The organism is Bacillus velezensis, assembly GCF_001461825.1.
GTDB classification, from domain to species: Bacteria; Bacillota; Bacilli; order Bacillales; family Bacillaceae; genus Bacillus; species Bacillus velezensis.
On record NZ_LLZC01000020.1, the window covers coordinates 566109 to 587904 of the forward strand.

Sequence of the window (21796 nt, forward strand, 5' to 3'; positions counted from 1 at the left end):
TGCTGACGCGTTACATTCTTTCTATCTTCACATATCTTTAATACTAAGTACGTTATAAATAGATTCCAGGAGGAGATATGAAGTGGAAGAAACGAGTATGGAGCCATCACGGCTCTGCAAAGAATTTGCTAGAATTCTCAATTCAACGCCAAGTGTCGTAAATGGCGTATGTACGGCGACAAGATTTCGAAGCAACATTCATCCGGTGGTACTCGGAAGAAGAGCCGAGGCATTTCCTTTTATTCCTCAGGCCTTTTCATTTGAAAGCATGGATCGGGAAGGCAGAGCTTTATGTTTAGGTGAGACTGTTTTACTGCAAGAAGAAGTGAACCCGTTAATGAGTGAGCTGCGCAAATTCGGTATCATCGTAACTGCCGTTCATAACCATTGGCTGTTTGATAAACCGCGTCTGATGTTTATGCATTTTGAATCAATTGATAAACCTCTCAATTTTGCAAGAAAAGTGAGAGAGGCCCTGAGAGTTCTAACTACTAAAACTGTGCGTGCGGTACCAAAAACTGACGGGGAAATGATTGAACGGCATGGTCTTTGTGACGAATTCAACGATATTCTAGGCGGAACCATGCATACGTTTGAAAATGGAATTTGTACAGTAATGAGATCCCGAACGAATATAAAACCAGTAGTACTGGGACGGCCCGGAAGATCATTTTTGCTCATTCCGCAAATGTTTTCATTTGAATCAATGACAAAAGACGGCCGTGCTCTTTGCAGCGGAGAAACTGTAATTCTGCAAAAAGAAATCAATCCATTTATCAGCATCCTTCGGAAACATGATCTGACTGTAACGTCACTTCACAATCACTGGCTGTTTGATAAACCGAGACTGATGTATATTCATTTCGAATCGATTGATAAACCTGTCAACTTCGCCTTAAAAGTGAGAGATGCTTTAAGAGTGCTTACTGATAAAGAGGTCAAAGCTTAGCATGTTTTGAAGTATCAAAAAGCGATTAAAATAATCGCTTTTACATATGATCAACCGAAAACAAAAAAGATTTACTCTTCAAAAACCAAGCCTATGTGCCTCTAGGAAAGACATAACCATACAGATTGAAGTTTGAATAAAACAAGGAGAGCAGAGGTTAGCCTTTTTTTTATATTTGGCATCTTAACTTAAGAAAAGCCGCTTTGTCGGCGGCTTTTTTATCCTGAATCCTTTAATGTGAGAATGTTAAAAAGCAGCGGAATAGTTTTTGTCTTGCAGAATCCGAAGAAGTTGATGGGGTTCTTTTACAAAGTATGTCGGTGAAGCTGCAGATAAGTGTGTAAGATTCCCCTCTCCCCATAATGCGCCCGCACTTTTCATATCAGCAGCATGAGCTGCCTCAATATCTGTCATTTGATCTCCAATATATAAACAATCGCTTATATCTGCATGTAAGTGATTTATCGCTGTTAGTAATGGCTTAGGACTCGGTTTGTACTCATCACAATCTTCAGCCGTGAGAACGACTTTAAAAAACCCATCTAATTTATTATTGATTAACTCGCCATAAGCAAATTTTTTCAATTGTGAGGTCACAATCCCCAAACCATATCCTCTTTCACTTAAACTTTCCAGCAAAGAGATAACACCCGGATACGGTCTGATTTGATGGATTTTATTTTCGAAATACTGCAATATCGAGGAACGTATTTGCTCTGCCTCGTTTGGAAATCTTCTCAAAAAAACCGCAATAGGCTTACCGACAAGAGACTCTCTCTCTTCATTCGTTAATTTTCTCTTTAATACTGTTTCAATTCCATGATTATAAGCCTCTTTTGCCAACCATTCACTATTTACCAAGGTTCCATCTAAATCGAATAAAATTGTATGCATTTTTATTTTCTCTGACTTTCAAATTTATTAAGATAACTCTCTAAAGCATTTTTAGTAGTTAACGTTAAGGGATCAGGCAAATTTTGAAGAGAAAACCAGCCAACATCAATTATTGCATTTAACTCGCAGTTTCTTACAGTCCCAGTTTGAATACTGCATTGATACGTCGGACATACCCAATGAGTCTCCTCATCATGTAAAATATGGTTTGTGACACAAAGTAAAGAATCAACCTGAATAGTGACCCCTACTTCCTCTTTTATTTCACGGATAACTGTATCTTCTGCCTTTTCCATCCACTCAACTTTACCGCCGGGTATACTCCAATGATTAGCTTCGGGGTCCTTCTTTCGTAAAACTAATAGTAATTCCTGTTCCTCATTCAGAATAAATGCTCCGACTCCCACTCTTGGGTGCTCTGTTTTTTCCACTGTTAGTCCTCCTTTTAGACAGTAGATGTCAGCTCCTTATCGCAAGGTTTTTTACCATTAAGAATATCTCTTGCAATAACGATTCCAGTAGTCGCTGCTTGAATAATTCCGCGTGCCCATCCAATGGCATCTCCGGCAACATAGAATCCAGGTACATTGGTACGAAGACCCTCTTCTGCTTGAACACGATCCCAGCATAGTTCCCATACCGGAGCGTGCAGTAAGGTATCACCATTAATAAGGTCTTCAGATAATAAAGACAAATGATTTAAAAATTCCTCCACTGCTTCTGTTACATATTGAGGAAGAACCCAATGCAGATTTGTTGGCGCTGCATCCGGCAGAGTAGATTTAATGCTATTCTGCTTCAATTTTTCTTCAATTGTTGGTATTCTGGCAACGAAATCTTCATAACGCTGGAATTGGTCAAACGGTATACTTAATTTTCCGGATACATATATAATCAACTTGAAAGAACGTTAGAAATAGTCGAAGAAAAAGCTGCAGCTGTAAACATACAATCTAAATGGACATTGATGGAGTATACGTCGACAATATAACAATTAAATTAATTCAATTCGGTTCCTCTTTCCCTAAAGAAAAACTTGTGCCTAAAAATCAGTCACATCATCCATCTTCAGCCTCCAAACATTATCAAGCCTTGATGAGGCAAGCAAACACGGAGTATCATAGTTAGACACAACAAAAAAGATCTCATTATCCAAAGTCAGATTGAGTATTTTAGTTGTATAAAATAAAGGAGGAAATAGATTGACTTTACATCATTTTATTGGGGCTGACAAAGAACTTCCTATTGGTGAGTATGGCAGGAATCCTACACTTAAGCCCATTTCCGAACTAGAAATAAAAGGAATTGATGTCAACAAACGCTCTCAATTTAAAAAAAATCGAAAGAACAGCGAAAATTCACTTGTAAAGGTTTATGACACAGAAGAAGATGCATACGGAATTGATATTGTTCATTTAGATCCTGGATATGAAGCAGTCAGAAACAAATTCACACATCCTTATATATATGAATTACAAGGGTACTTACACGCCAACAATACACCTGGCCAACGTAAATCTATTAAATCACTTTTTCTTTTCATTGAAAAACACTTGTCAAAAGGTGAATCAGTTGAAATATATTCCTGCTTAGATGGATATGAAGATGAAGATAAAGATGACAGTATGGATGTAGTTATCAATTTAAATACTTTACAATTTGGAAAACATATAAAGTTTAAAGATATAAATCACCTTAGTCATATATTCTATTTGGAAGATAAACAATATGTATTAGTCAAGAAATAAACAAGAAAAATCCCAATTGAATAATGTTAGTTTAATAAGTAAGGAAACCATTCTATACGGTTTCCTTACTTATATATATTATTATTCACTAAAAACCATGCAACTCTTTTATAAAAAGTTGAATGGTTTTAATCCCATTTTTCAAAATGCACTTTTAATCCTGGTATACTCAATATTCTTTGTATTTCTTTATCATCTTCAGTATCGATATAACTTTCTTCTTCATGAGAGCATGTTACCAACCACTCCTTTCCATCTTTGAAAAAAGACAAGTCTTCTGGTAAATGTGGCTGCTCCCAAGCATATAAAGAATTTGCGGATTCTTTCAGAATGTTTTTTGCGTTTTCATCTGTATAATAGTAATAAACTTTTGCTTTTTGATTGTCTCCTAGAATAGTACTGGCCCATTCTGATTGCTCTTTCATTACTTTCAACGAACTTTCAAGTTTTTTTAACAGAGGATCGAATGATTTTAAAGATCCCATATCTTTTCTTAAAACTAAATGAAATTCGTCGCAAATTTCGAAAGCCAAATCAATTAACTCTGAATACAGCTGATCCTTTGGGTTGTGATCAATAATTAACATAGTTACCTCCTTCTCCTATCTTTTAATTACTTTAAAGTTAGATGTTTATAAATTAATCTATATTATCTTGCTGCACCATAGAAAGCATGAGCTTTCATACGGACACCTTTTCCATGTTTATACCTAGAGATCGAGTGATAATGATAATGTTTACCTTTACCCTTTTTATCTATCTCCGGACCAACTATTTTTTTAATCGGACTTGCGGCTTTAGCAATAGATTTGGCATTGTTCTTCGACGTAGACCAAGTGTCATCACCCCTTTTAAGGCGTGCAATTGCAGCAGGTCTTTTCAAACCATTACCGATAAATAATCCTTTAGACTTTCTTACTGCCATATAATGAGAATAGGTTCTTTTACGCTTCTTAAACTCAGAATAGGCAACATAAGTCACTCCTGAAATAGTCACAGCTAATCCAATTGAAATTAAATGCGCTAAAAGTGCCTCTCCAATAACTATTCCTATAGGTATAAACCAAACAAAAGAAGCTGTTACCTCATCTGAATTAATCTCATATTTTTTATTTGTTTCCGTATCAGTAAAAGTTGCTTCTATCTTCTCATTTGTAGCATTTTCAATATTAACTTTATATTCTTTACCTTTTTCACCAGTCTTCTGCGAAATTTCATCGGTTATTAATGAAAGTTTCATATTTTCTTTATCTAAAGTCATTAAACCTTTAACTCCGCCTTTTTCCGCTGTGATTACTAATTTCTCTTCATCGTTTGTTACAATTTGGTAATCCTTATTGTTTAAAGCCTCAGCTTTTGATTCATTATGTAAAATAAAAGTGAAAGTTAATACTAGGCTTAAAATAACTGCAATACTCTTTTTAAAACATTTCATTCAAATTAACCCCTTTACTTAAAAGATAAAAAACCTTTTCCATAAATTTCATCTCTTCCTTTCTTTCCAAGATCGATGGACAATTTGGACAATACATGGTTAACCTGATTATAAATATCCTCTTTTGAATTAATTCCGAATTTATCTCTATTTTGTAAAATTAATGATATTACACCGGTAACATGTGCAGCTGCTAAAGATGTACCACTTTCAGTTTTATATCCATTATTGAGGGATAGTATCGGTATATCTACACCAGGTGCAGAAAAGTCAATCTTTCCTTTAGGTGAAAAGTTAGCTATTTTATTATTTCTATCTACAGCATTAATAGAGAGAACTTTTTCATAAGCTGCTGGATAATCAACATCTCCACCATAATTGTTACCTGCGGCCGCAACGATTATGATCCCACTGTTTACTGCTTTATCAATTGCACCTCTTAACAACGGTTTATCTTTGGATAATCCAAAACTCAAATTTATTACCTGAATATTATTATCAATACACCACTCTATAGCTTTAACAAGGTTATCTAATGAACCTTTTCCTTTTGAATTTAGTACTTTAACTGAATATATTTCAGTGTCTGGAGCAATTCCAACTAATCCAAAACTATTATCTTTAGCTGCTATAATGCCTGCAATAGCAGTTCCATGCCCCACATCATCATCTGAGGTTAAAGTCATGTTTATTGGATTAAATTCTCCTTTAACTTTCCCTTTTAAATCTTTATGCTCTTTATCAATACCACTGTCTAATATAGCAACTTTCACTTTCTGTTTCTCTCTTGAAGTCCATATTGAAGCAGCATTGATTTTTTTCACCCCCCACGGTACTTCTTGTACACGGTTATGATTAATTTTTTCTGTTCCATTTCTCTCTATATGCTTAAAAATGAATAAAAAGCACGCAAAAAAACCTAATGTAAAGATTAATATAAATAATAAAATATGAGGTTTTTTAATTGCTAACACCACTTTTTGAAGATTTGAAAATATTCTCATCCTTGGCCAAGAATAACAAAACTATTATATCAATCTACAATTAAAAATCAAAGTTTTTTTAGGAAATATTTCATTGATACATTGCAGTTATAAAGTAGTGTATTTCTTAGTCACTATAAAGAAAATTGACCTTCAAATACATATTTAAAACAAATCTCAATAACTGGCATATTAACTTAAATAATTTTGAAGACTTCTGCTAGTGACGGTTTTAAAGATAATCTTTCTCTTACGGTTCTTTGAATATCAAGTTCTCCTCATTATTTTTAAACCAGTACCCCAACCGTAGTCAGCGAACAATTCGCCATTTAACTTAATCGAATTTGATCACCGGAGTTTTCTCTTTTTATCTCGAAAACTTCCCAGGATCATGAAAGCAGGTGAGCCCATGCCAATTAACAACAAACCCAATAGATTAATCGATGAGATGTCTCCATTTACTCCAACACGCCCACACCCCCGTAAACTGGCACCCGTGGGGAGAAGAAGCATTTGAAAAAGCGAAACGCGAAAACAAGCCGATTCTTGTCATTGATAGCATGTCTCTTTCTATTAAAGTAATCATTATATATTTATCTGCTTGCCAATTCCTTAATCATCAAACCCAATTCATAAATTCCCTTTTGAAGGTCTTCAAGAGATGCATAAGCATATGATAAGCGAATATAGTTCCCTTTTTCTTGAGCATAGATACTGCCGAGATTGAGAAGTATCCCTTTTGTCAAAGCTTTTGTATAAAGTAATTTCATAGATAGTGAAGGCAATATTTTTACCCAGACAAAGAATCCTCCCTTCGGCATATTCCATGTAGCGACATTCTTCAAATTGGTTTCTAAGAGACTCATGACCAATTGTCTTCTCACCTTTAATTGACTTCTCACCTGTTCTAGATGCTGCTGGTATTCACCGGATGTAAACCACTCTGCCGCTACTCTCTGGGATAACGAACTGGAGCCGTAATCTGTTTGCATTTTTATGTCGGATAAACGTTCAATCACTGGTTCCGGCCCGACGATCCATCCAATCCTCAAACCCGGACTTAATGTTTTCGATAAACTGCCTATGTAAAGCACATGCCCATTTTTATCTATTGTTTTAATAGGATCTGGAGGAATTTCATCGATCCATAACTCACGATAAATATCATCTTCAATAATGGGAAGCTGTGCATTCTCACTTGCCGCAAGGATTTCTTCTCGCCTCTTTTTTGACATTAAAATACCTGTCGGATTATGAAAACAAGGATTTGTATATAAAATAGCCCTTCCCCGTTCCCCCCTTGCCATGTGGATATGTTCCGGCAAAAGTCCATCATTATCCATAGGAACTCCAGTCAGCTTCATACCGGCTGATTGAAATACGTGTAATGAATAAAGATAGGAAGGCTGGTCAAGATAAACGGTCGATCCCCTTTGCAAAAGCCCCATTGATATCAGCTGCAAGGCTTGCAGCGCTCCAGAAACAATAAGAATGGAAGAAGATGAAGCTTGAATACCGATTGTTCTTAAATAGCCGCTTAATGCCTCTCTCAAAGGCAAATATCCTTTTGGTTCCTCATACCCGAATGCCTCTATGTTTTGAGATACCTTTCCCATCATCTTTTTCATAGCAGCTAAAGGAAAAATCTCATGTGAAAGTTCTCCTTTACTGAGCTGTATAAGATCGGAATTTGATTCTGATTTATTGATCTCTTGAACGATTTTTTGGCTTGGCTGCTGGATTCCGGAGGTTACATACTGATCCCAATCGGGGGCGGAATTCTTAGCCAAAAGTGTCCATGTATTGTTCGTAACAACTGTCCCTTTGCCCATTCTGCCTTCGATTAATCCATCCGCCGTCAATTCCTCTAAAGCTGTAATGACTGTGCTCCTGTTCACCTCAAAGTGTTTGGCAAGCGTGCGCTGGCTTGGAATCTTACTTCCAATCGGCCATTCTCCATTTCCTATTTTCTCTTTTATAAATTGAATGATTTGTATGTACTTAGGAAGCTTTTTCATCTTTTTTTCTTCTGGAGCGCTCATAAAAAGTATCCTCCTTAAAGTGGTTGGGTCAAAATCTATTTAACTGGTTGAAGTCATATCATCAAATCTTTATTAATATAGAAACACATTAAATAACTGGTTGGTTTTTGTAAAGAGGAGTGAGAAAGATGCGAAAGAAAACAGTTCGAATCGGTATATCTTACAGTCTGATGATTGGGTTGTGGGCCTCAGCTTTCCCGGGAATTCGCGCGGGTTTGGAGAGTTACACGCCGGAACACCTCGCTTTGTTTCGCTTGTTGATTGGGTCAATGGCACTGGTCGTTTTTGCTGTTTTGACTCATATGCGTTTACCTGACATGAAGGATATCCCTGCTATTTTATCTTTAGGATTTTTAGGTTTTGCACTATATCACATTTTGCTGAATATCGGAGAAAAAACAGTCAGCGCAGGGGTAGCAAGCTTACTCGTGACCATGACACCTATTTTTTCTGCAATGTTATCTCGTCTGTTTTTTGGTGAACAGTTTGGGCTTTATAAATGGATTGGCTCTATCATAAGTTTATTAGGTGTGTTGATCATTACATTTGGGGCAGGAAACTATACACATTCAGTGAACGGCATTTTGTTAATCCTGCTGGCAGCTTTTTCGGAGAGTATTTATTTCGTTTTTCAAGCCCGCTATATAAAAAAATATGGATTTATTCCATTCGTTACATTCACTATTTGGGGCGGGACAATGCCTATGCTTGTATTTCTGCCTGGCTTAGGGGAAGAGTTTTTGAACGCTTCAATGAACTCAACATTGTCTATCGTTTACTTAGGTTTATTACCAACGGTTGTGCCTTACTTTGCACTTGCATATGTAACTTCACTCGTCGGTGTTTCAGAAGCAGCCATTTCACTTTATTTAACACCAGCCGTAGCCTTGGCCATTTCTTGGGTGTGGTTAGGTGAAGTACCTGCGTTTATTGCACTGACAGGCGGGATGGTTACAGTCGCCGGGGTGTGTTTCACTTATCTAACAGTAAATAAAATGATAAAGATTTTAAATCCTTATTTCTTATCTAAAAAGCAATAAGGCGGATGAAGTTTAACCCTGAAAATAGAGTCATAAGCCGTTCTCCTTTTTAATGACTTGGGTTTGGTTCACAAAGTTGAGTGTATGAATTTTTTTAGAGGATTGTGGTATGTTAAACGTACAAATAATAAGAGAAAGCAGGTGAGCCCATGCCAAACAATAGTAAACCCAACAGTCTAATCACGGAGAAGTCCCCCTATCTGCTCCAACACGCCCATAATCCCGTAAACTGGCACCCTTGGGGAGAAGAAGCCTTTGAAAAAGCGAAACGCGAAAACAAGCCGGTTCTTGTCAGCATCGGCTATTCGACTTGTCACTGGTGCCATGTAATGGCCCACGAATCTTTTGAGGACGAAGAGATCGCCGGTATGTTAAACGATAAATTCATAGCCATCAAGGTTGATCGTGAAGAGCGGCCTGATGTGGATTCCGTGTATATGAGAATCTGCCAGCTGATGACGGGGCAGGGCGGGTGGCCGCTGAACGTGTTCGTCACACCAGATCAAAAGCCGTTTTATGCGGGGACGTATTTTCCGAAGACAAGCAAATATAACCGTCCGGGTTTTATTGATGTGCTTGAACATCTGTCCGAAACGTTTGCGAATGACCGGCAGCATGTCGAGGATATCGCCGAAAACGCCGCCGCTCATCTTGAAGTCAAGATTCACCCGGCCGAGGGCATGCTTGGCGAACAGGCGGTTCATGACACGTATCGCCAGCTGGCCGGCGGGTTTGATACGGTGTACGGCGGGTTCGGCCAGGCTCCGAAATTTCCGATGCCGCATATGCTCATGTTTCTGCTTCGCTACTACAGCTATACGGGCAAGGAACAGGCTTTGGCCGGCGTAACCAAGACACTCGACGGCATGGCGAACGGCGGGATTTTTGACCACATCGGGTTCGGATTCGCCCGCTACTCGACTGATAATGAATGGCTCGTGCCGCATTTTGAGAAAATGCTGTATGACAACGCCCTTCTCCTGCCCGCATATACAGAAGCCTACCAAGTCACGGGCAATGAGCGCTACAAACAGATTGCGATGCAGATCGTAACGTTTATTCAGCGGGAAATGATGCATGAAGACGGCAGCTTTTTCTCAGCTTTAGACGCCGATACTGAAGGCCGTGAGGGGAAATATTACATATGGTCCAAAAAAGAAATCATGAATCTTCTCGGTGATGAACTCGGCCCGCTTTACTGCAAGGTGTATAACATCACAGATCAAGGCAATTTTGAAGGCGAAAACATCCCGCACCTCATTTTCACGCGGCGTGAGGCCATCCTCGAAGAGACCGGCCTCACCGGAAATGAGCTGGCCGAACGCCTTGAAGAGGCAAGAACAAAATTGCTGGAGGCGCGTGAAAACAGAAGCTATCCGCATACAGATGACAAAGTGCTGACCTCATGGAACGCGCTCATGATTGCCGGGCTGGCAAAGGCCGCAAAGGTATTTCACGAGCCTGACTTTCTCAGCATGGCGGAAACAGCGATCCGCTTTCTCGAACGGCACCTCATGCCGGACGGGCGCGTCATGGTCCGCTATCGCGAGGGCGAAGTGAAAAACAAAGGGTTTATCGATGATTACGCTTTTCTCATCTGGGCTTACCTTGAACTGTATGAAGCGGGTTTTCATCCGTCTTATCTGCAGAAAGCGAAAACGTTATGTACAAGCATGCTGGAGCTGTTCTGGGATGAACGGCACGGAGGCTTCTTCTTTACGGGGAATGATGCCGAAACCCTTCTTGTCAGGGAAAAAGAGGTTTATGACGGGGCCGTGCCTTCCGGAAACAGCGCGGCTGCCGTACAGCTGCTTCGTCTCGGCCGCCTGACGGGTGACATATCACTGATTGAAAAAGCCGAAGCGATGTTTTCCGTGTTCAAACGGGAAATAGAGGCCTATCCGAGCAGCAACGCTTTCTTCATGCAAAGCGTACTGGCACATACAATGCCCCAAAAAGAAATCGTTGTTTTCGGAAGCAAAGATGACCCGGACAGAAAACGTTTCATTGAGGCGCTTCAGGAGCATTTCACTCCCGCCTATACGATTCTCGCCGCAGAACATCCGGATGAGCTTAAAGGCATTTCTGACTTTGCCGCGGGTTATCAAATGATCGACGGAAAGACAACGGTCTACATTTGCGAGAATTTCGCCTGCCGGAGGCCGACGACGGATATTGATGAAGCGATGAACACCTTACAAATCAGCAGCAGAGCCTAGGCGGCCTGCTGCTTTTCTTTTTTCACAAAACGGAACGCGAGCCATGCGAAGATAATATTGATCACCAGAGTCGATATGCAATCATATATTTCATAGCCGCCGGCTGCTGTTGTAAATATCGATGGAATGCCGCCGTACACCGAATGATCCTCTGTGAGAAAGATAAATAAAAACATATTATTGGCAGCGTGACCGCCAAGGGACATCTCCAGACTGCCCGTTTTAATCGTGATAAAGGTCCAGATCATGCCGATGGTGACATATCCGATTCCCGCCCAGAGAGCTCCATTTTCCATCTCCGGATTTCCGAAATGAAGTGCGCCGAATAATCCGCCGATAATGACTGTCAGAACCACCGCGTTTGCCGTCAATTTTCCGGCGAACTGAAGCAGAAAACCGCGAAAGAGAAATTCCTCCGCAGAGGTTTGAATCGGCACCAACAAGACGGCCGCCGCTAACAGCAGCAGAAAACGTGAAGCATGGAATTCCTGAAGCATGAAACGATCCGGATGAATTGTAAAATCAATCAGCCCCGCGACAAACATCAGCACAACATATGTGCCGAATCCAAAGAAAATTCTCTTCCAGTTCAGCGACTGATTCGGTGAGATGATGGATAAAAACCGCCGTTTCATAATGAAACGAACCGCTATCCAAATGCCCGGAATCGCTATGAAATAGACGATATGCTGTAAATAAATATCCGCCAGCGGGTCACTTAATGCCCCCTCATCCCAATTTATCGTCAGTGAAGGATTGAAAGCGGACGTGAGAAACATATAAAACACGGTCAGTATGCTTCCGAAAAAGAACAAACCCACAATGACCAACAGAGAAAGGAGATATCTCGATACACTATTTCTTCCCTCTGCTGGCCGTACAAACGTATTCATATTTATGCATCAACTTCCTTTCCTTCAACATTTTACAATATAAACAGAAACAGATATAGGAAATGTTATATATTTTAAGAAGAAAGCGCTATGCCGTTTCCTTTGGCTCTGGTTATTTACACTCTGTTTTTGCCAAAAAAAGACCTTTATAATGTATTCGTCAGATAAATTTACAGTATTTTCTGATTACAATTGCAAAGTCAGGGGGTTTTTTATGAAACATCAGACATTCTCAAATGTAGCGAACCGATTAGACCGTCTCCCCATTTCGCGTGTGCACTATCAAGTATTAACCGCTCTCGGAATCATCTATTTTTTCGATCTCGCTGATCTGTTTACGCTCAGCAACGTGGCTCCGGCGCTGATTGAGCATTGGGGCGTGAAGCTGTCCACCATTGCCGACATTACGGCCGCATCCTTCCTGGGCATGTTTTTAGGCGCGTCCATCGGCGGAAGGCTGTCCGATCGGATCGGCAGGAAAAAAGCGCTGAATTGTTTTGTCCTTGTCTTTTCGATCTCATCTTTTCTGAATGCGCTGGCATGGGACATTCCGTCCTTAATGATTTTCCGCTTCTTGACCGGGCTCGGCGTCGCGGCCGCCATGATTGTGACGAACAGCTATTTGGCGGAATTTTTTCCATCCTCCGTACGAGGAAAATACATCTCCCTTTGCGCCATGATCGGACTGATCGGCGTTCCCGTCACAAACGTTGTTTCCGCTTTTGTCATTCCTTTAGGCTCATGGGGGTGGCGGCTCGTATTCGTATGGGGGGCGGCCGGTCTCATTTATTTCTTTTTTATCCGCCGGCTTGAGGAATCGCCGCGCTGGCACGAAAATCGGGGCGCATATGATCAGGCAAACACCATTATGAACCGTCTTGAAGCACGTATAGAGAAAGAAAAAGGCCCGCTTCCCGCGCCAAAAGAGGCGGCTGAAGTACATACAGTGAAGCACGCAGGCTACTTAGGGCTGTTTCAGGGCAGGAATTTAAAGATCACCATCATCCTGTCAGCGGTATGGATTCTTGAAACCTTTGGCTTTTACGGCTTTGCTTCATGGGTGCCCAGCCTGCTGAAAAGCAACGGCATCACCATGGAAAAAACGCTGTGGTACAATGTGCTTCACTCTGTCGGCGCGCCGCTTGGCGCATTGCTCGGTTCCATGATATCCGAGACGTTCCAAAGGAAATGGATTCTGGCCGCAAGCGCTTTTCTGACTGCCATTGCCGGACTGTTATACGGCATGACGTTTATTCCCATCATGATTATTGTGTTTGGATTTGTCGTCAACGTCACGGAACGGATTTTCACCTCAAACTTATACGCATATACATCGGAGCCGTATCCTACGGAATATCGCTCGGCCGGGAGCGGGCTGGCGTACGGGCTCGGTCGTTTTTCCAATATATTCGGCTCCCTGCTCGTCGGATTTATTGCCGTTAAGCTCGGCTACATCAGCGTCTTTTTGTTCATCGGCGGCTGCTGGCTTTTATGTTCCGTTTTGTTAATCCTCTTCGGCCCGAAAACAAATGCACAGCAAATTTAATCAATAAAACAGTGCGGGTTCCCCCGCACTGTTACACTGTGATTTCTATCAAATTGCCTTCCCAATCCTCTATCACACTCTCATAATATCCGTCACCCGTCACGCGCGGGCCGCTTACGACCTGAAATCCATCGTTTTTAAACGTCTCCGTCAATTCATTCACCCGCTCCTTGCTGCCTGTAGAAAATGCGAGATGCGCCCATCCGGTCATATTCTGTGACGGCGCTTCATCAATGCCGCCTTTTTTCATAAGTTCCAGCCTGCATCCGGAGTCAAATGTCAGAAAATACGATTTGAAATCTTTTTTCTCATTATGATAAAGGTCATTGGCCTTGGCGCCGAAGTATGTCTCATAAAACTCTTTCATCCGTTCTAAATCTTTCACCCATATCGCTGCATGTTCAATTCGCATATGTCCGCCTCCCTTTTTTTCTCAATCTAGTTATAAAGCATGAAACCCATTTCAGCTCAAGAATTTTTCCGCTGAAATTGATGCATAATTTGTTTTTTAGCCGTTTCTTCGTGAAAAAACAGCAAAAATGCTTCCTTTCCGACCCGTTCCAAATGAAGTTCCAGGGATGGAATATTCAATGCCCGGCTGACGCTCAGATTTCCCTCGCCGATGATCTCCGCGTCCCATTTCTGTTCTTTCGCAAACTGGTACAAGCCGGCAGCCACATCATCACTGTGCGCATAGATGGCCGTCGGCACCTTGTCGAAACCCCGGAAGTGCTCACCCGCCCGCTTTCCGTCGTCCATATCATGGCATCCGACCAGAATGCGGGTTTCATCAAGAGAGCCGAAAACCGCCTTATATGCGGTTACCTTGTCGGCCGTACTCGGGCTTTTTTCCGCTTCCCGCACACATGTAAAAGCAACGTCTTGATGCCCGCGGTTCTTCAAATACAAAAAGCTTTCTCTGTATGCTGCCTGCCTGTCATTATAAGCGCAGGGAATCTCTTGATGCTGTGTATATTCACAAGCGACAATGGGACCGTATTCCAGGTAAGGTACGGCGGTTTCCCATTCATTCGCACGGGACGTGACAATCAGTCCGTCAATCTTTTTCATTTTCAGCAGTTCGAAATATGTCAACTCTATAGCGGGGTCATAGTTGGTGGGGAGAAGGGTTGTCACGTAATCATGGGCAAACGCTTCCTTCGTGATACCGTTTACAATTTTGTCAAAGCAGGGATGGTCGCTGTACGGCAAAATCACGCCGATTGTATTGGTCTTTCCGCGAATCAGATCAATGGCGGTTCGATTAGGGGTATAATCCAGCTCCTTCATCACTTGATTCACAAGACGCCTTTTCTCCTCAGATACGTACGGGTGTCGGTTTAACACGCGTGATACGGTGGCCACCGACACATTCGCCAGTTTCGCAATCTCTTTTATATTTGCCATGTGCTCCTCCATTTTCAGTGATAAAAAAGCAGCAAGAGTGGATTTCTCTTACTGCTATCTCATCATAAATCCACTGTCATTTCAACAGGGCAATGGTCAGAACCCATGATATCGGCACAAATGGCCGCTTCGCTGATCCGCGGCTTCAGTCTGTCTGAAACAATGACGTAATCAAGCCGCCAGCCGATGTTTTTCTCACGTGCGTTCGTCCTGTAAGACCACCAGGAATAGGCACCTTCCCGATCAGGATATAAATAGCGGAATGAGTCGGTAAATCCGGCGTTCAGCAGGGCGCTGAACGCTTCCCGCTCCTGATCCGAGAAACCGGCGTTCTTCCGGTTGGCTTTCGGATTTTTTAAGTCTATCTCCCTGTGTGCGACATTCAGATCGCCGCATAATATCACGGGCTTCTTCCGGTCAAGCTTCTGCAGATAATCCTTAAAATCGGCTTCCCATTGAAGACGGTAATCAATTCGCTCTAATCCGCGTTTGGCATTTGGCGTGTAACAGTTGACGACAAACACGTTTTCAAATTCAAGCGTGATCACCCGTCCTTCTTGATCATGGTCGTCAATCCCCAGTCCATAGAACATGTGCAGCGGCTTTTCTTTCGAAAAAACAGCCGTGCCTGAGTAGCCTTTTTTCACCGCATAGTTCCAATAGGCGTGATATCCTTCAGGCTGTAATGATACTTGTCCGTCCTGTACTTTTGTTTCTTGCAGACATAGAATATCCGCTGCCGTTTCCTGAACGTAAGTATTGATATCTATCTTTTTCATCACGGCACGCAAGCCGTTTACATTCCAAGAAATCAGTTTCATGTGTTCCCTCCTGTCCGGCTCAGCCGGTATTCCAGTGTTTCAATGTTTCCGCCCTCTAATGCCAGCAGCTGCTTTTTCATTTCTAAACCGCCTCTGAATCCGGTCAGTTTCCCGTTTTTCCCGATAACGCGATGGCACGGAACCGTAATCAATACCGGATTTTTTCCAATCGCGGCGCCCACGGCTCTTACGGCTGCCGGTTTCTGAATCATTTCTGCTATATCCGAATAGGAGTATGTCTCGCCGTACGGTATGTCCATAAGCGCTTTCCATACAGCAAGCTGAAATTCTGTCCCGTAAAGATCCACCGGCACTGAAAAAGCTGATCTGCCATTGTCGATGTACTCGGACAGCTCTGCCGTGTAAGACGCCAGCTTTTTATCATCACGTGCCAATCGGTATTGCGGTATTGCTTTTTTTGCCCACTGCTCAAGCTCTTCAAAGCTTCCATGATTTGACCCTATAAAGCAAAGCCCCTTAGATGTGGCGGCTGTATACAGGCTCCAATCATTCCGTGTGAAGAGTGTCCAATAGATCATAGGCTCTTTACTCATATTGAACCTCCCTGTCCCATTTTGGCCGTTTTTCTGTATTCTGTGGGCGAACTCCCGGTTCCCTTTTTAAAAAGGGTCGCGAAATGCGCTGTGTTTGGAATTCCGACAGTCAGAGCGATCTCCATGACTGTCATATCAGTATGCTTTAAAAGGTGTTCCGCCTTCGACAATCTTATTTTCTGTATATACGCAATAGGGGACATTCCCCTGATTTTTTTAAATGTCCGCTGTAAATGATAGGGGCTGCCGTGACACATTTCGGCCAGTACACTCAGAGTCAGAGATTCGTGATAATGGCGTTCAATGTATTCAATGATTTGAGCAATCCATTCTTCATCAGGAAGACGAAGACCGTTCGGCCGGCACCTTTTACAGGGACGAAAATGTCTCTCGAGCGCTGCATCAGCCGTATCAAACACCAGCACGTTTTCTTTATTCGGAACTCTCGATTTACAAGAAGGCCGGCAGAAAATCCCCGTCGTTTTTACTGCATAATAAAATACTCCGTCATAAGAAGCATCATTGCGTATGATTGCGCTCCACTTTTCATCAGTCAGGATATTTCTGTCTGTCTCCATCTCAGCCACCCCCTGTTTTTCAGTATAAACAAATTCATTGCATAAGTACGCGTTTTTGAATAGAGGAGCAAGATAACAAAGATATAGGTGTCAGGAGCACTTCCATGTTTCATGTGAAACATTTCGGCAGGATGGAGGGGTACTGATATAAAAAAAGAGCAGGAGCCCGCAGGCTCTTGCTCTTTTCTTTCGGCTTACTCGCCAGTTACGTATGGAAGTAAAGCCATTTGACGTGCGCGTTTGATCGCGATAGTCAATTTACGTTGGTATTTCGCGTTTGTTCCAGTTACACGGCGAGGTAAGATTTTACCACGCTCAGAAACAAACTTTCTAAGAAGATCTACATCTTTGTAATCGATGTGCGTAATGCCGTTAGAAGTGAAGTAACAAACCTTACGGCGTTTCGCACGACCGCCTCTGCGTCCTCCTGCCATTGTCATTTCCCACCTTTCTCGTTATGAATATAGCGATAATCTATTAGAACGGAAGATCATCATCCGAGATGTCAATCGGCTTGCCGTCGTTGGCAAATGGATCATCATTAAAGCTGTTCCCTTGATTTCGTCTCTGGTTGTTCTGATTTCCGCCGAACGGATTATCATTTTGGCCTCCGCCAAAGTATTGGCCTCCGCCGCTGTTTCCTTCGTTGTATCCGCCTGATCCAGAACCGCCGCTGTTTTTAGGCTCAAGAAATTGAACACTTTCAGCTTGGACTTCTGTCACGAAGACACGCTGTCCCTGCTGATTTTCATAATTTCTTGTCTGGAGTCGGCCGTCTACGCCGGCAAGGCTTCCTTTTTTAAGAAAGTTTGCAACGTTTTCGGCTTGTCTTCTCCAAGTGACACAATTAATGAAATCGGCTTCACGTTCTCCGGACTGGTTCGTGAATGTACGATTCACAGCAAGAGTAAACGTGGCGACAGCCGCACCGCTTGGCGTATAACGAAGCTCTGGGTCTTTTGTCAGTCTTCCGACTAATACAACTCGGTTAAGCATATGAAAGACCACCTTTTAACATTATATATTTCAAATTGCTTATTCTTCTTCTTTAACAACGATGTGGCGAATGATATCGTCACTGATCTTAGCTAAACGGTCGAATTCAGCAACCGCTGCAGCTTCAGACTGAACGTTTAAGATTTGGTAGAAACCGTCACGGAAATCATTGATTTCGTAAGCAAGACGACGTTTACCCCAATCTTTTGTTCCAGTGATCTCCGCTCCGTTAGAAGTCAATACGTTGTTGAAACGCTCGATAACTGCCTTCTTTGACTCTTCGTCAATGTTCGGACGGATAATGTACATAACTTCGTACTTTTTCATCTGTTTGCACCTCCTTTTGGTCTAAGCGGCCCTATAATGGGCAAGGAGCAATAATTCTATTACTCACAAGTTTATATTATACCAAAGCTCTTGTCCCTTTACAACTGTGTCCTATACATTAAATCGGAAATGAATGACATCTCCGTCTTGGACTACATATTCCTTACCTTCCAGACGCACTTTTCCGGCTTCTTTCGCTCCGGACATTCCGCCGCCTGCCAAAAGGTCTTCATAAGCAACCGTTTCAGCGCGGATAAAGCCGCGTTCAAAGTCAGTGTGGATGATACCCGCACACTCAGGAGCTTTCATGCCTTTTCTGAATGTCCATGCGCGCACTTCCTGTTCGCCCGCCGTAAAGTATGTCGCAAGGCCGAGAAGAGAGTATGACGCTTTAATCAGCTGATCAAGACCTGATTCTTCGATGCCGAGCTCCTCAAGGAACATTTGCTTTTCTTCGCCTTCCAATTCAGCAATTTCGGACTCAATTTTCGCGCAGACGACGATAACCTCGGCGTTTTCACCCGCGGCGTACTCCCGGATTTTCGCAACATATTCATTATCTGAAGGATCAGCCACTTCATCCTCGCTTACATTTGCCACATAAAGCACGGGTTTTGACGTAAGCAAATGAAGCTGCTTCACAAGCTTTTGCTGTTCTTCCGTAAATTCAACGGAACGGGCAGGCTTTTCTTGTTCGAAAGCTTCTTTTAATTTAGACAGAATGTCAAATTCAAAAACCGCTTCTTTGTCTTTTTGCTTCGCAAGCTTGCTTACACGCGTGATGCGTTTTTCGACTGTCTCCATGTCGGCAAGAATCAATTCAAGGTTGATCGTTTCAATATCGTCAATCGGATCGACTTTCCCTGACACGTGCGTAATATTGTCATCAGCGAATGCCCGTACAACGTGACAGATCGCATCTACCTGACGGATATGAGAAAGAAACTTATTTCCGAGTCCTTCACCTTTAGATGCCCCTTTTACGATCCCCGCGATATCAGTGAATTCAAACGCAGTCGGCACCGTTTTTTTCGGGTTCACCAATTCAGTCAGCTTTTGCAGACGTTCATCCGGCACTTCCACGATTCCCACGTTCGGATCAATTGTACAGAACGGGTAGTTGGCTGATTCGGCACCAGCCTGGGTAATTGCATTAAATAACGTCGATTTTCCGACATTCGGCAAACCGACAATTCCAGCAGTTAAAGCCATTCTTTCATCTCCTCTATATCAAACCATCATCGTATAAACGTATTGTAAACCTAGAGCAATTATAAGGAGGTTCATAGGAAAAGACAAGCTGAGAAAAAAGCATTTCCAGCCCTCTCTCTCCTTAGATTATCCTTTTTTAACCGCTACCAGACAGTCAAAAAGCGTACTTCCCATTCCATTATCGGAATTTGAATCCTTTGTGAGCATGTTGACGGAGCCTCCGAATGCCGCCCACATGCCTTCATCTATATTCACCGTCTTCGGGTGAGCCTGCTTCATGATTTTCACCCTGCCGCGCAGACGGCCGCGGTCATTGTATACCTCTGCCGTATCTCCGTCTTGAAGTGAAAGCTCCTCGGCGATATCCGGCGACAGATCCACCTGAATCTGCTGAAGCTTTTCAATAAACGGCACGTGCTGTGAATGATTGGAGCGCTGCGGGTGAATGGACAGCAGCGTATACGGGTATTTCCCGGCAAGCCCGGCGTCATGATAAACAGACTCTTCCGGCACCTCCAATTGAGGGAGGCCGCTGTATCCTTTCTCTTCTGCCAGTGACGAGACGAATTCAAATTTTCCGCTCGGGGTTAAAAATTGAAAATCACTCCACGGAACCTGTTTGACCGGAAGCGGCATATGTCCTTTTTCCTTTAATTGCTCAAGGGTGATTCCTTCTTTCTCCAAAGAAGAGAGCCCCATTTTTAAGAAATCTCCCGTACTGTAATCAAACAGCTCCCCGAATCCGAGACGCTTTGCGAGTTCCGTCCAGATCCAGCGGTCTGATTTTGCCTCTCCCTGCGGTTCCGCAAGCTTCTTACCATATTGAACATAGTGATGATACATGCTGGAATAATAAATATCTTCCTCTTCGAAAACAACGGCCGTCGGCAGCACATAGTCACAGAGCTTCGCCGTATCGGTCATGACCGAATCAATGGCCACTGTGACCGGTGTTTTTTCAAACGCTTCCTCCACTTTTTTTGTATTCGGCACCTGTGTCAGCGGATTGCCGCACGTCACGATGATCATCTCAATCGGCGGATCGGCTGCATTCAGCGCCTCTTCAGCTTGAGTCATCATCGAAAACGTTCTCGAACTTTTCTTCAGATCAGGACGGGTGAGCTCGGCCTTTGCAAAGCTTTCACCGACTTGCACATTTCCGAAGTTTGCGCCGCCGCCTTTGATACCGACATTTCCGCTCGCCGCAGCTAAAGCGTCAATCCACCGTATCGTCCCGCCCCCGTTTTTATATCTCTGCATCCCAAGACCCATAAAAGTGGAGGCGGGACCGTCAGCATATAAATCAGCAAGATATTCAAGCACTTCTAAAGACGTTTCTGTTTTCTCAATGATCTCCTCAAAAGAAATCGTCTTCAGAAGCTTTTCTATTTCTTCAAAACCGACCGAATGCCTTTGAATGAAATCGGAATCGGTTCTGCCGGTTTGGCATAATATTTTTAAAACACCCGCCGCAAGCCAGCCATCCATGCCGGGTTTGACGGATATATACCGATCGGCAAGCTTTGCAGTCGGGTTAAAAATAGGATCAATGACCGTCAGTGTCGCTCCTTTTTTCTTCACCTGCTGCAGATGATGATAGAGGTGCATATTCGTCCGGGACACGTTTCTGCCCCATACGATCACATGCTTGCTGTGATAAATATCAAGCGGTCCATGCCCGTAAGAACGCCCGAAATCCCAGCGCTGCGCTTCAATGCCGGAACCCCAGCAAATGCTGCCCGCAATCTCCGTTACACCGCCGTATCCATTGAAAAAACGCTGGTCGAGCGCCTTCAAAAGACCGTTATTGGCGTAATCATGACTGTGCAGCACTGCGGCAGTGCCCAACGTCTCCTTAATCACCGCCATTTTTTCCGCGATTTCATCTAACGCCTGCTCCCAGGAAATGCGGACAAATTCGCCGTCTTTCTTTTTTAAAGGAAAACGAAGCCGTTCCGGCGCATTCGTTTTCGTCTCCAGCATTCTGCCCCGGCCGCAAATTTTTCCTTCCGTAATGGGATGATTCGGGTCTCCGTCTACTTTCGTCACCTTTCCATCCTCAACTGTCACCAAAAAGCCGCAGCTGTCCCAGCAATTCAGCGGGCACGCTGACTGATGCACTTTGCTCATCGGGCCTCTTCCTCTCCTCTAT

Annotated in this window: 23 protein-coding genes and 1 pseudogene; 6 read left to right on the top strand and 18 right to left on the bottom strand. The window is 42.9% G+C overall.

Annotation, left to right across the window (positions count from 1 at the left end; all coding sequences use genetic code 11):
• The first annotated feature begins 82 nt into the window (after positions 1 to 82).
• The gene (locus tag AR442_RS17865) at positions 83 to 949 is read left to right on the top strand and encodes a DUF1259 domain-containing protein (RefSeq protein ID WP_014419368.1); all 867 of its coding nucleotides are present in this window, start codon (positions 83 to 85) and stop codon (positions 947 to 949) included.
• 246 nt (positions 950 to 1195) lie between these two features.
• On the opposite strand, the gene AR442_RS17870 is transcribed toward AR442_RS17865, so the two are convergent.
• The 3 genes from AR442_RS17870 to AR442_RS17880 are packed head-to-tail and all read right to left on the bottom strand — an operon-like array spanning position 1196 to position 2741.
• The gene (locus tag AR442_RS17870; protein WP_014419369.1) at positions 1196 to 1843 is read right to left on the bottom strand and encodes an HAD family hydrolase; all 648 of its coding nucleotides are present in this window, start codon (positions 1841 to 1843) and stop codon (positions 1196 to 1198) included.
• Between the two features lie 2 nt (positions 1844 to 1845).
• Entirely contained in the window at positions 1846 to 2274 is a 429-nt protein-coding gene (locus AR442_RS17875) for an NUDIX domain-containing protein (RefSeq protein WP_014419370.1), read from the bottom strand.
• Positions 2275 to 2288: 14 nt separating this feature from the next.
• Positions 2289 to 2741 (bottom strand): hypothetical protein, encoded by a 453-nt coding sequence (locus AR442_RS17880; protein WP_014419371.1) that lies wholly within the window; start codon positions 2739 to 2741, stop codon positions 2289 to 2291.
• 304 nt (positions 2742 to 3045) lie between these two features.
• On the opposite strand from AR442_RS17880, the gene AR442_RS17885 reads away from it, so the two are divergent.
• On the top strand, positions 3046 to 3591 hold the full coding sequence (locus AR442_RS17885; protein ID WP_014419372.1) for a hypothetical protein: 546 nt from the start codon (positions 3046 to 3048) through the stop codon (positions 3589 to 3591).
• Between the two features lie 128 nt (positions 3592 to 3719).
• Here AR442_RS17885 and AR442_RS17890 read toward each other — a convergent pair whose 3' ends face one another.
• From AR442_RS17890 to AR442_RS17900, 3 genes are all read right to left on the bottom strand, one after another.
• On the bottom strand, positions 3720 to 4178 hold the full coding sequence (locus tag AR442_RS17890; protein WP_014419373.1) for a hypothetical protein: 459 nt from the start codon (positions 4176 to 4178) through the stop codon (positions 3720 to 3722).
• 62 nt (positions 4179 to 4240) lie between these two features.
• Positions 4241 to 5026, bottom strand: coding sequence for an SAR2788 family putative toxin (locus AR442_RS17895; RefSeq protein WP_014419374.1), 786 nt, complete (start codon positions 5024 to 5026; stop codon positions 4241 to 4243).
• A 14-nt stretch (positions 5027 to 5040) separates the two neighbouring features.
• Positions 5041 to 6030: a S8 family peptidase gene (locus tag AR442_RS17900; RefSeq protein WP_014419375.1), complete on the bottom strand. Its 990-nt coding sequence runs from the start codon at positions 6028 to 6030 to the stop codon at positions 5041 to 5043.
• 388 nt (positions 6031 to 6418) lie between these two features.
• Here AR442_RS17900 and AR442_RS20915 point away from each other — a divergent pair.
• Positions 6419 to 6560 (top strand): annotated as a pseudogene (locus AR442_RS20915) (DUF255 domain-containing protein); the annotation flags it as partial.
• A 42-nt stretch (positions 6561 to 6602) separates the two neighbouring features.
• On the opposite strand, the gene pdxR reads toward AR442_RS20915, so the two are convergent.
• Positions 6603 to 8051: a MocR-like pyridoxine biosynthesis transcription factor PdxR gene (gene pdxR, locus AR442_RS17905; protein WP_014419376.1), complete on the bottom strand. Its 1449-nt coding sequence runs from the start codon at positions 8049 to 8051 to the stop codon at positions 6603 to 6605.
• 128 nt (positions 8052 to 8179) lie between these two features.
• Here pdxR and AR442_RS17910 point away from each other — a divergent pair, with 128 nt between their 5' ends.
• On the top strand, positions 8180 to 9091 hold the full coding sequence (locus AR442_RS17910; protein WP_014419377.1) for a DMT family transporter: 912 nt from the start codon (positions 8180 to 8182) through the stop codon (positions 9089 to 9091).
• Between the two features lie 149 nt (positions 9092 to 9240).
• Complete coding sequence (locus tag AR442_RS17915; RefSeq protein ID WP_014419378.1) at positions 9241 to 11310, top strand: thioredoxin domain-containing protein; 2070 nt, start codon at positions 9241 to 9243, stop codon at positions 11308 to 11310.
• Here AR442_RS17915 and AR442_RS17920 read toward each other — a convergent pair.
• Complete coding sequence (locus AR442_RS17920) at positions 11307 to 12203, bottom strand: CPBP family intramembrane glutamic endopeptidase (RefSeq protein ID WP_032863868.1); 897 nt, start codon at positions 12201 to 12203, stop codon at positions 11307 to 11309. The genes AR442_RS17915 and AR442_RS17920 overlap by 4 nt on opposite strands.
• Before the next feature lie 214 nt (positions 12204 to 12417).
• On the opposite strand from AR442_RS17920, the gene AR442_RS17925 reads away from it, so the two are divergent.
• Positions 12418 to 13749 carry an MFS transporter gene (locus AR442_RS17925; protein WP_014419380.1) on the top strand — a complete coding sequence of 444 codons (1332 nt, stop codon included), beginning with the start codon at positions 12418 to 12420 and terminating at the stop codon, positions 13747 to 13749.
• A 31-nt stretch (positions 13750 to 13780) separates the two neighbouring features.
• On the opposite strand, the gene AR442_RS17930 is transcribed toward AR442_RS17925, so the two are convergent.
• The 10 genes from AR442_RS17930 to AR442_RS17975 form a co-directional block, all read right to left on the bottom strand.
• Positions 13781 to 14161 (bottom strand): VOC family protein, encoded by a 381-nt coding sequence (locus AR442_RS17930; protein ID WP_014419381.1) that lies wholly within the window; start codon positions 14159 to 14161, stop codon positions 13781 to 13783.
• Between the two features lie 56 nt (positions 14162 to 14217).
• Complete coding sequence (locus AR442_RS17935) at positions 14218 to 15156, bottom strand: LacI family DNA-binding transcriptional regulator (RefSeq protein WP_014419382.1); 939 nt, start codon at positions 15154 to 15156, stop codon at positions 14218 to 14220.
• A gap of 62 nt (positions 15157 to 15218) precedes the next feature.
• Entirely contained in the window at positions 15219 to 15977 is a 759-nt protein-coding gene (xth, locus tag AR442_RS17940; protein WP_053285274.1) for an exodeoxyribonuclease III, read from the bottom strand.
• Entirely contained in the window at positions 15974 to 16531 is a 558-nt protein-coding gene (locus AR442_RS17945; RefSeq protein ID WP_053285273.1) for a methylated-DNA--[protein]-cysteine S-methyltransferase, read from the bottom strand. Before AR442_RS17945 ends, xth begins: the two co-directional genes overlap by 4 nt.
• Positions 16528 to 17109, bottom strand: a complete 582-nt coding sequence (locus AR442_RS17950) for a bifunctional transcriptional activator/DNA repair enzyme AdaA (protein WP_017418438.1) — start codon at positions 17107 to 17109, stop codon at positions 16528 to 16530. The genes AR442_RS17945 and AR442_RS17950 overlap by 4 nt, the downstream gene beginning before the upstream one ends.
• Before the next feature lie 194 nt (positions 17110 to 17303).
• Positions 17304 to 17543 (bottom strand): 30S ribosomal protein S18, encoded by a 240-nt coding sequence (gene rpsR, locus AR442_RS17955; protein WP_004392983.1) that lies wholly within the window; start codon positions 17541 to 17543, stop codon positions 17304 to 17306.
• Positions 17544 to 17586: 43 nt separating this feature from the next.
• On the bottom strand, positions 17587 to 18105 hold the full coding sequence (ssbA, locus tag AR442_RS17960) for a single-stranded DNA-binding protein SsbA (protein WP_004392979.1): 519 nt from the start codon (positions 18103 to 18105) through the stop codon (positions 17587 to 17589).
• A gap of 39 nt (positions 18106 to 18144) precedes the next feature.
• Positions 18145 to 18432 carry a 30S ribosomal protein S6 gene (rpsF, locus tag AR442_RS17965; RefSeq protein ID WP_004392977.1) on the bottom strand — a complete coding sequence of 96 codons (288 nt, stop codon included), beginning with the start codon at positions 18430 to 18432 and terminating at the stop codon, positions 18145 to 18147.
• Between the two features lie 111 nt (positions 18433 to 18543).
• Positions 18544 to 19644, bottom strand: coding sequence for a redox-regulated ATPase YchF (ychF, locus tag AR442_RS17970; RefSeq protein WP_004392975.1), 1101 nt, complete (start codon positions 19642 to 19644; stop codon positions 18544 to 18546).
• Positions 19645 to 19770: 126 nt separating this feature from the next.
• Complete coding sequence (locus AR442_RS17975; RefSeq protein WP_053285272.1) at positions 19771 to 21774, bottom strand: molybdopterin-dependent oxidoreductase; 2004 nt, start codon at positions 21772 to 21774, stop codon at positions 19771 to 19773.
• Between the last annotated feature and the right edge of the window lie 22 nt (positions 21775 to 21796).

Bases quoted from the DNA above. Each gene is read 5' to 3' on its own strand.
- AR442_RS17870 (WP_014419369.1), bottom strand. From the start codon at position 1,843: ATGCATACAATTTTATTCGATTTAGATGGAACCTTGGTAAATAGTGAA.
- AR442_RS17890 (WP_014419373.1), bottom strand. From the start codon at position 4,178: ATGTTAATTATTGATCACAACCCAAAGGATCAGCTGTATTCAGAGTTA.
- AR442_RS17895 (WP_014419374.1), bottom strand. From the start codon at position 5,026: ATGAAATGTTTTAAAAAGAGTATTGCAGTTATTTTAAGCCTAGTATTA.
- AR442_RS17900 (WP_014419375.1), bottom strand. From the start codon at position 6,030: ATGAGAATATTTTCAAATCTTCAAAAAGTGGTGTTAGCAATTAAAAAA.
- pdxR (WP_014419376.1), bottom strand. From the start codon at position 8,051: ATGAGCGCTCCAGAAGAAAAAAAGATGAAAAAGCTTCCTAAGTACATA.
- AR442_RS17910 (WP_014419377.1), top strand. From the start codon at position 8,180: ATGCGAAAGAAAACAGTTCGAATCGGTATATCTTACAGTCTGATGATT.
- AR442_RS17915 (WP_014419378.1), top strand. From the start codon at position 9,241: ATGCCAAACAATAGTAAACCCAACAGTCTAATCACGGAGAAGTCCCCC.
- AR442_RS17920 (WP_032863868.1), bottom strand. From the start codon at position 12,203: ATGAATACGTTTGTACGGCCAGCAGAGGGAAGAAATAGTGTATCGAGA.
- AR442_RS17925 (WP_014419380.1), top strand. From the start codon at position 12,418: ATGAAACATCAGACATTCTCAAATGTAGCGAACCGATTAGACCGTCTC.
- AR442_RS17930 (WP_014419381.1), bottom strand. From the start codon at position 14,161: ATGCGAATTGAACATGCAGCGATATGGGTGAAAGATTTAGAACGGATG.
- AR442_RS17935 (WP_014419382.1), bottom strand. From the start codon at position 15,156: ATGGCAAATATAAAAGAGATTGCGAAACTGGCGAATGTGTCGGTGGCC.
- xth (WP_053285274.1), bottom strand. From the start codon at position 15,977: ATGAAACTGATTTCTTGGAATGTAAACGGCTTGCGTGCCGTGATGAAA.
- AR442_RS17945 (WP_053285273.1), bottom strand. From the start codon at position 16,531: ATGAGTAAAGAGCCTATGATCTATTGGACACTCTTCACACGGAATGAT.
- AR442_RS17950 (WP_017418438.1), bottom strand. From the start codon at position 17,109: ATGGAGACAGACAGAAATATCCTGACTGATGAAAAGTGGAGCGCAATC.
- rpsR (WP_004392983.1), bottom strand. From the start codon at position 17,543: ATGGCAGGAGGACGCAGAGGCGGTCGTGCGAAACGCCGTAAGGTTTGT.
- ssbA (WP_004392979.1), bottom strand. From the start codon at position 18,105: ATGCTTAACCGAGTTGTATTAGTCGGAAGACTGACAAAAGACCCAGAG.
- rpsF (WP_004392977.1), bottom strand. From the start codon at position 18,432: ATGAAAAAGTACGAAGTTATGTACATTATCCGTCCGAACATTGACGAA.
- ychF (WP_004392975.1), bottom strand. From the start codon at position 19,644: ATGGCTTTAACTGCTGGAATTGTCGGTTTGCCGAATGTCGGAAAATCG.
- AR442_RS17975 (WP_053285272.1), bottom strand. From the start codon at position 21,774: ATGAGCAAAGTGCATCAGTCAGCGTGCCCGCTGAATTGCTGGGACAGC.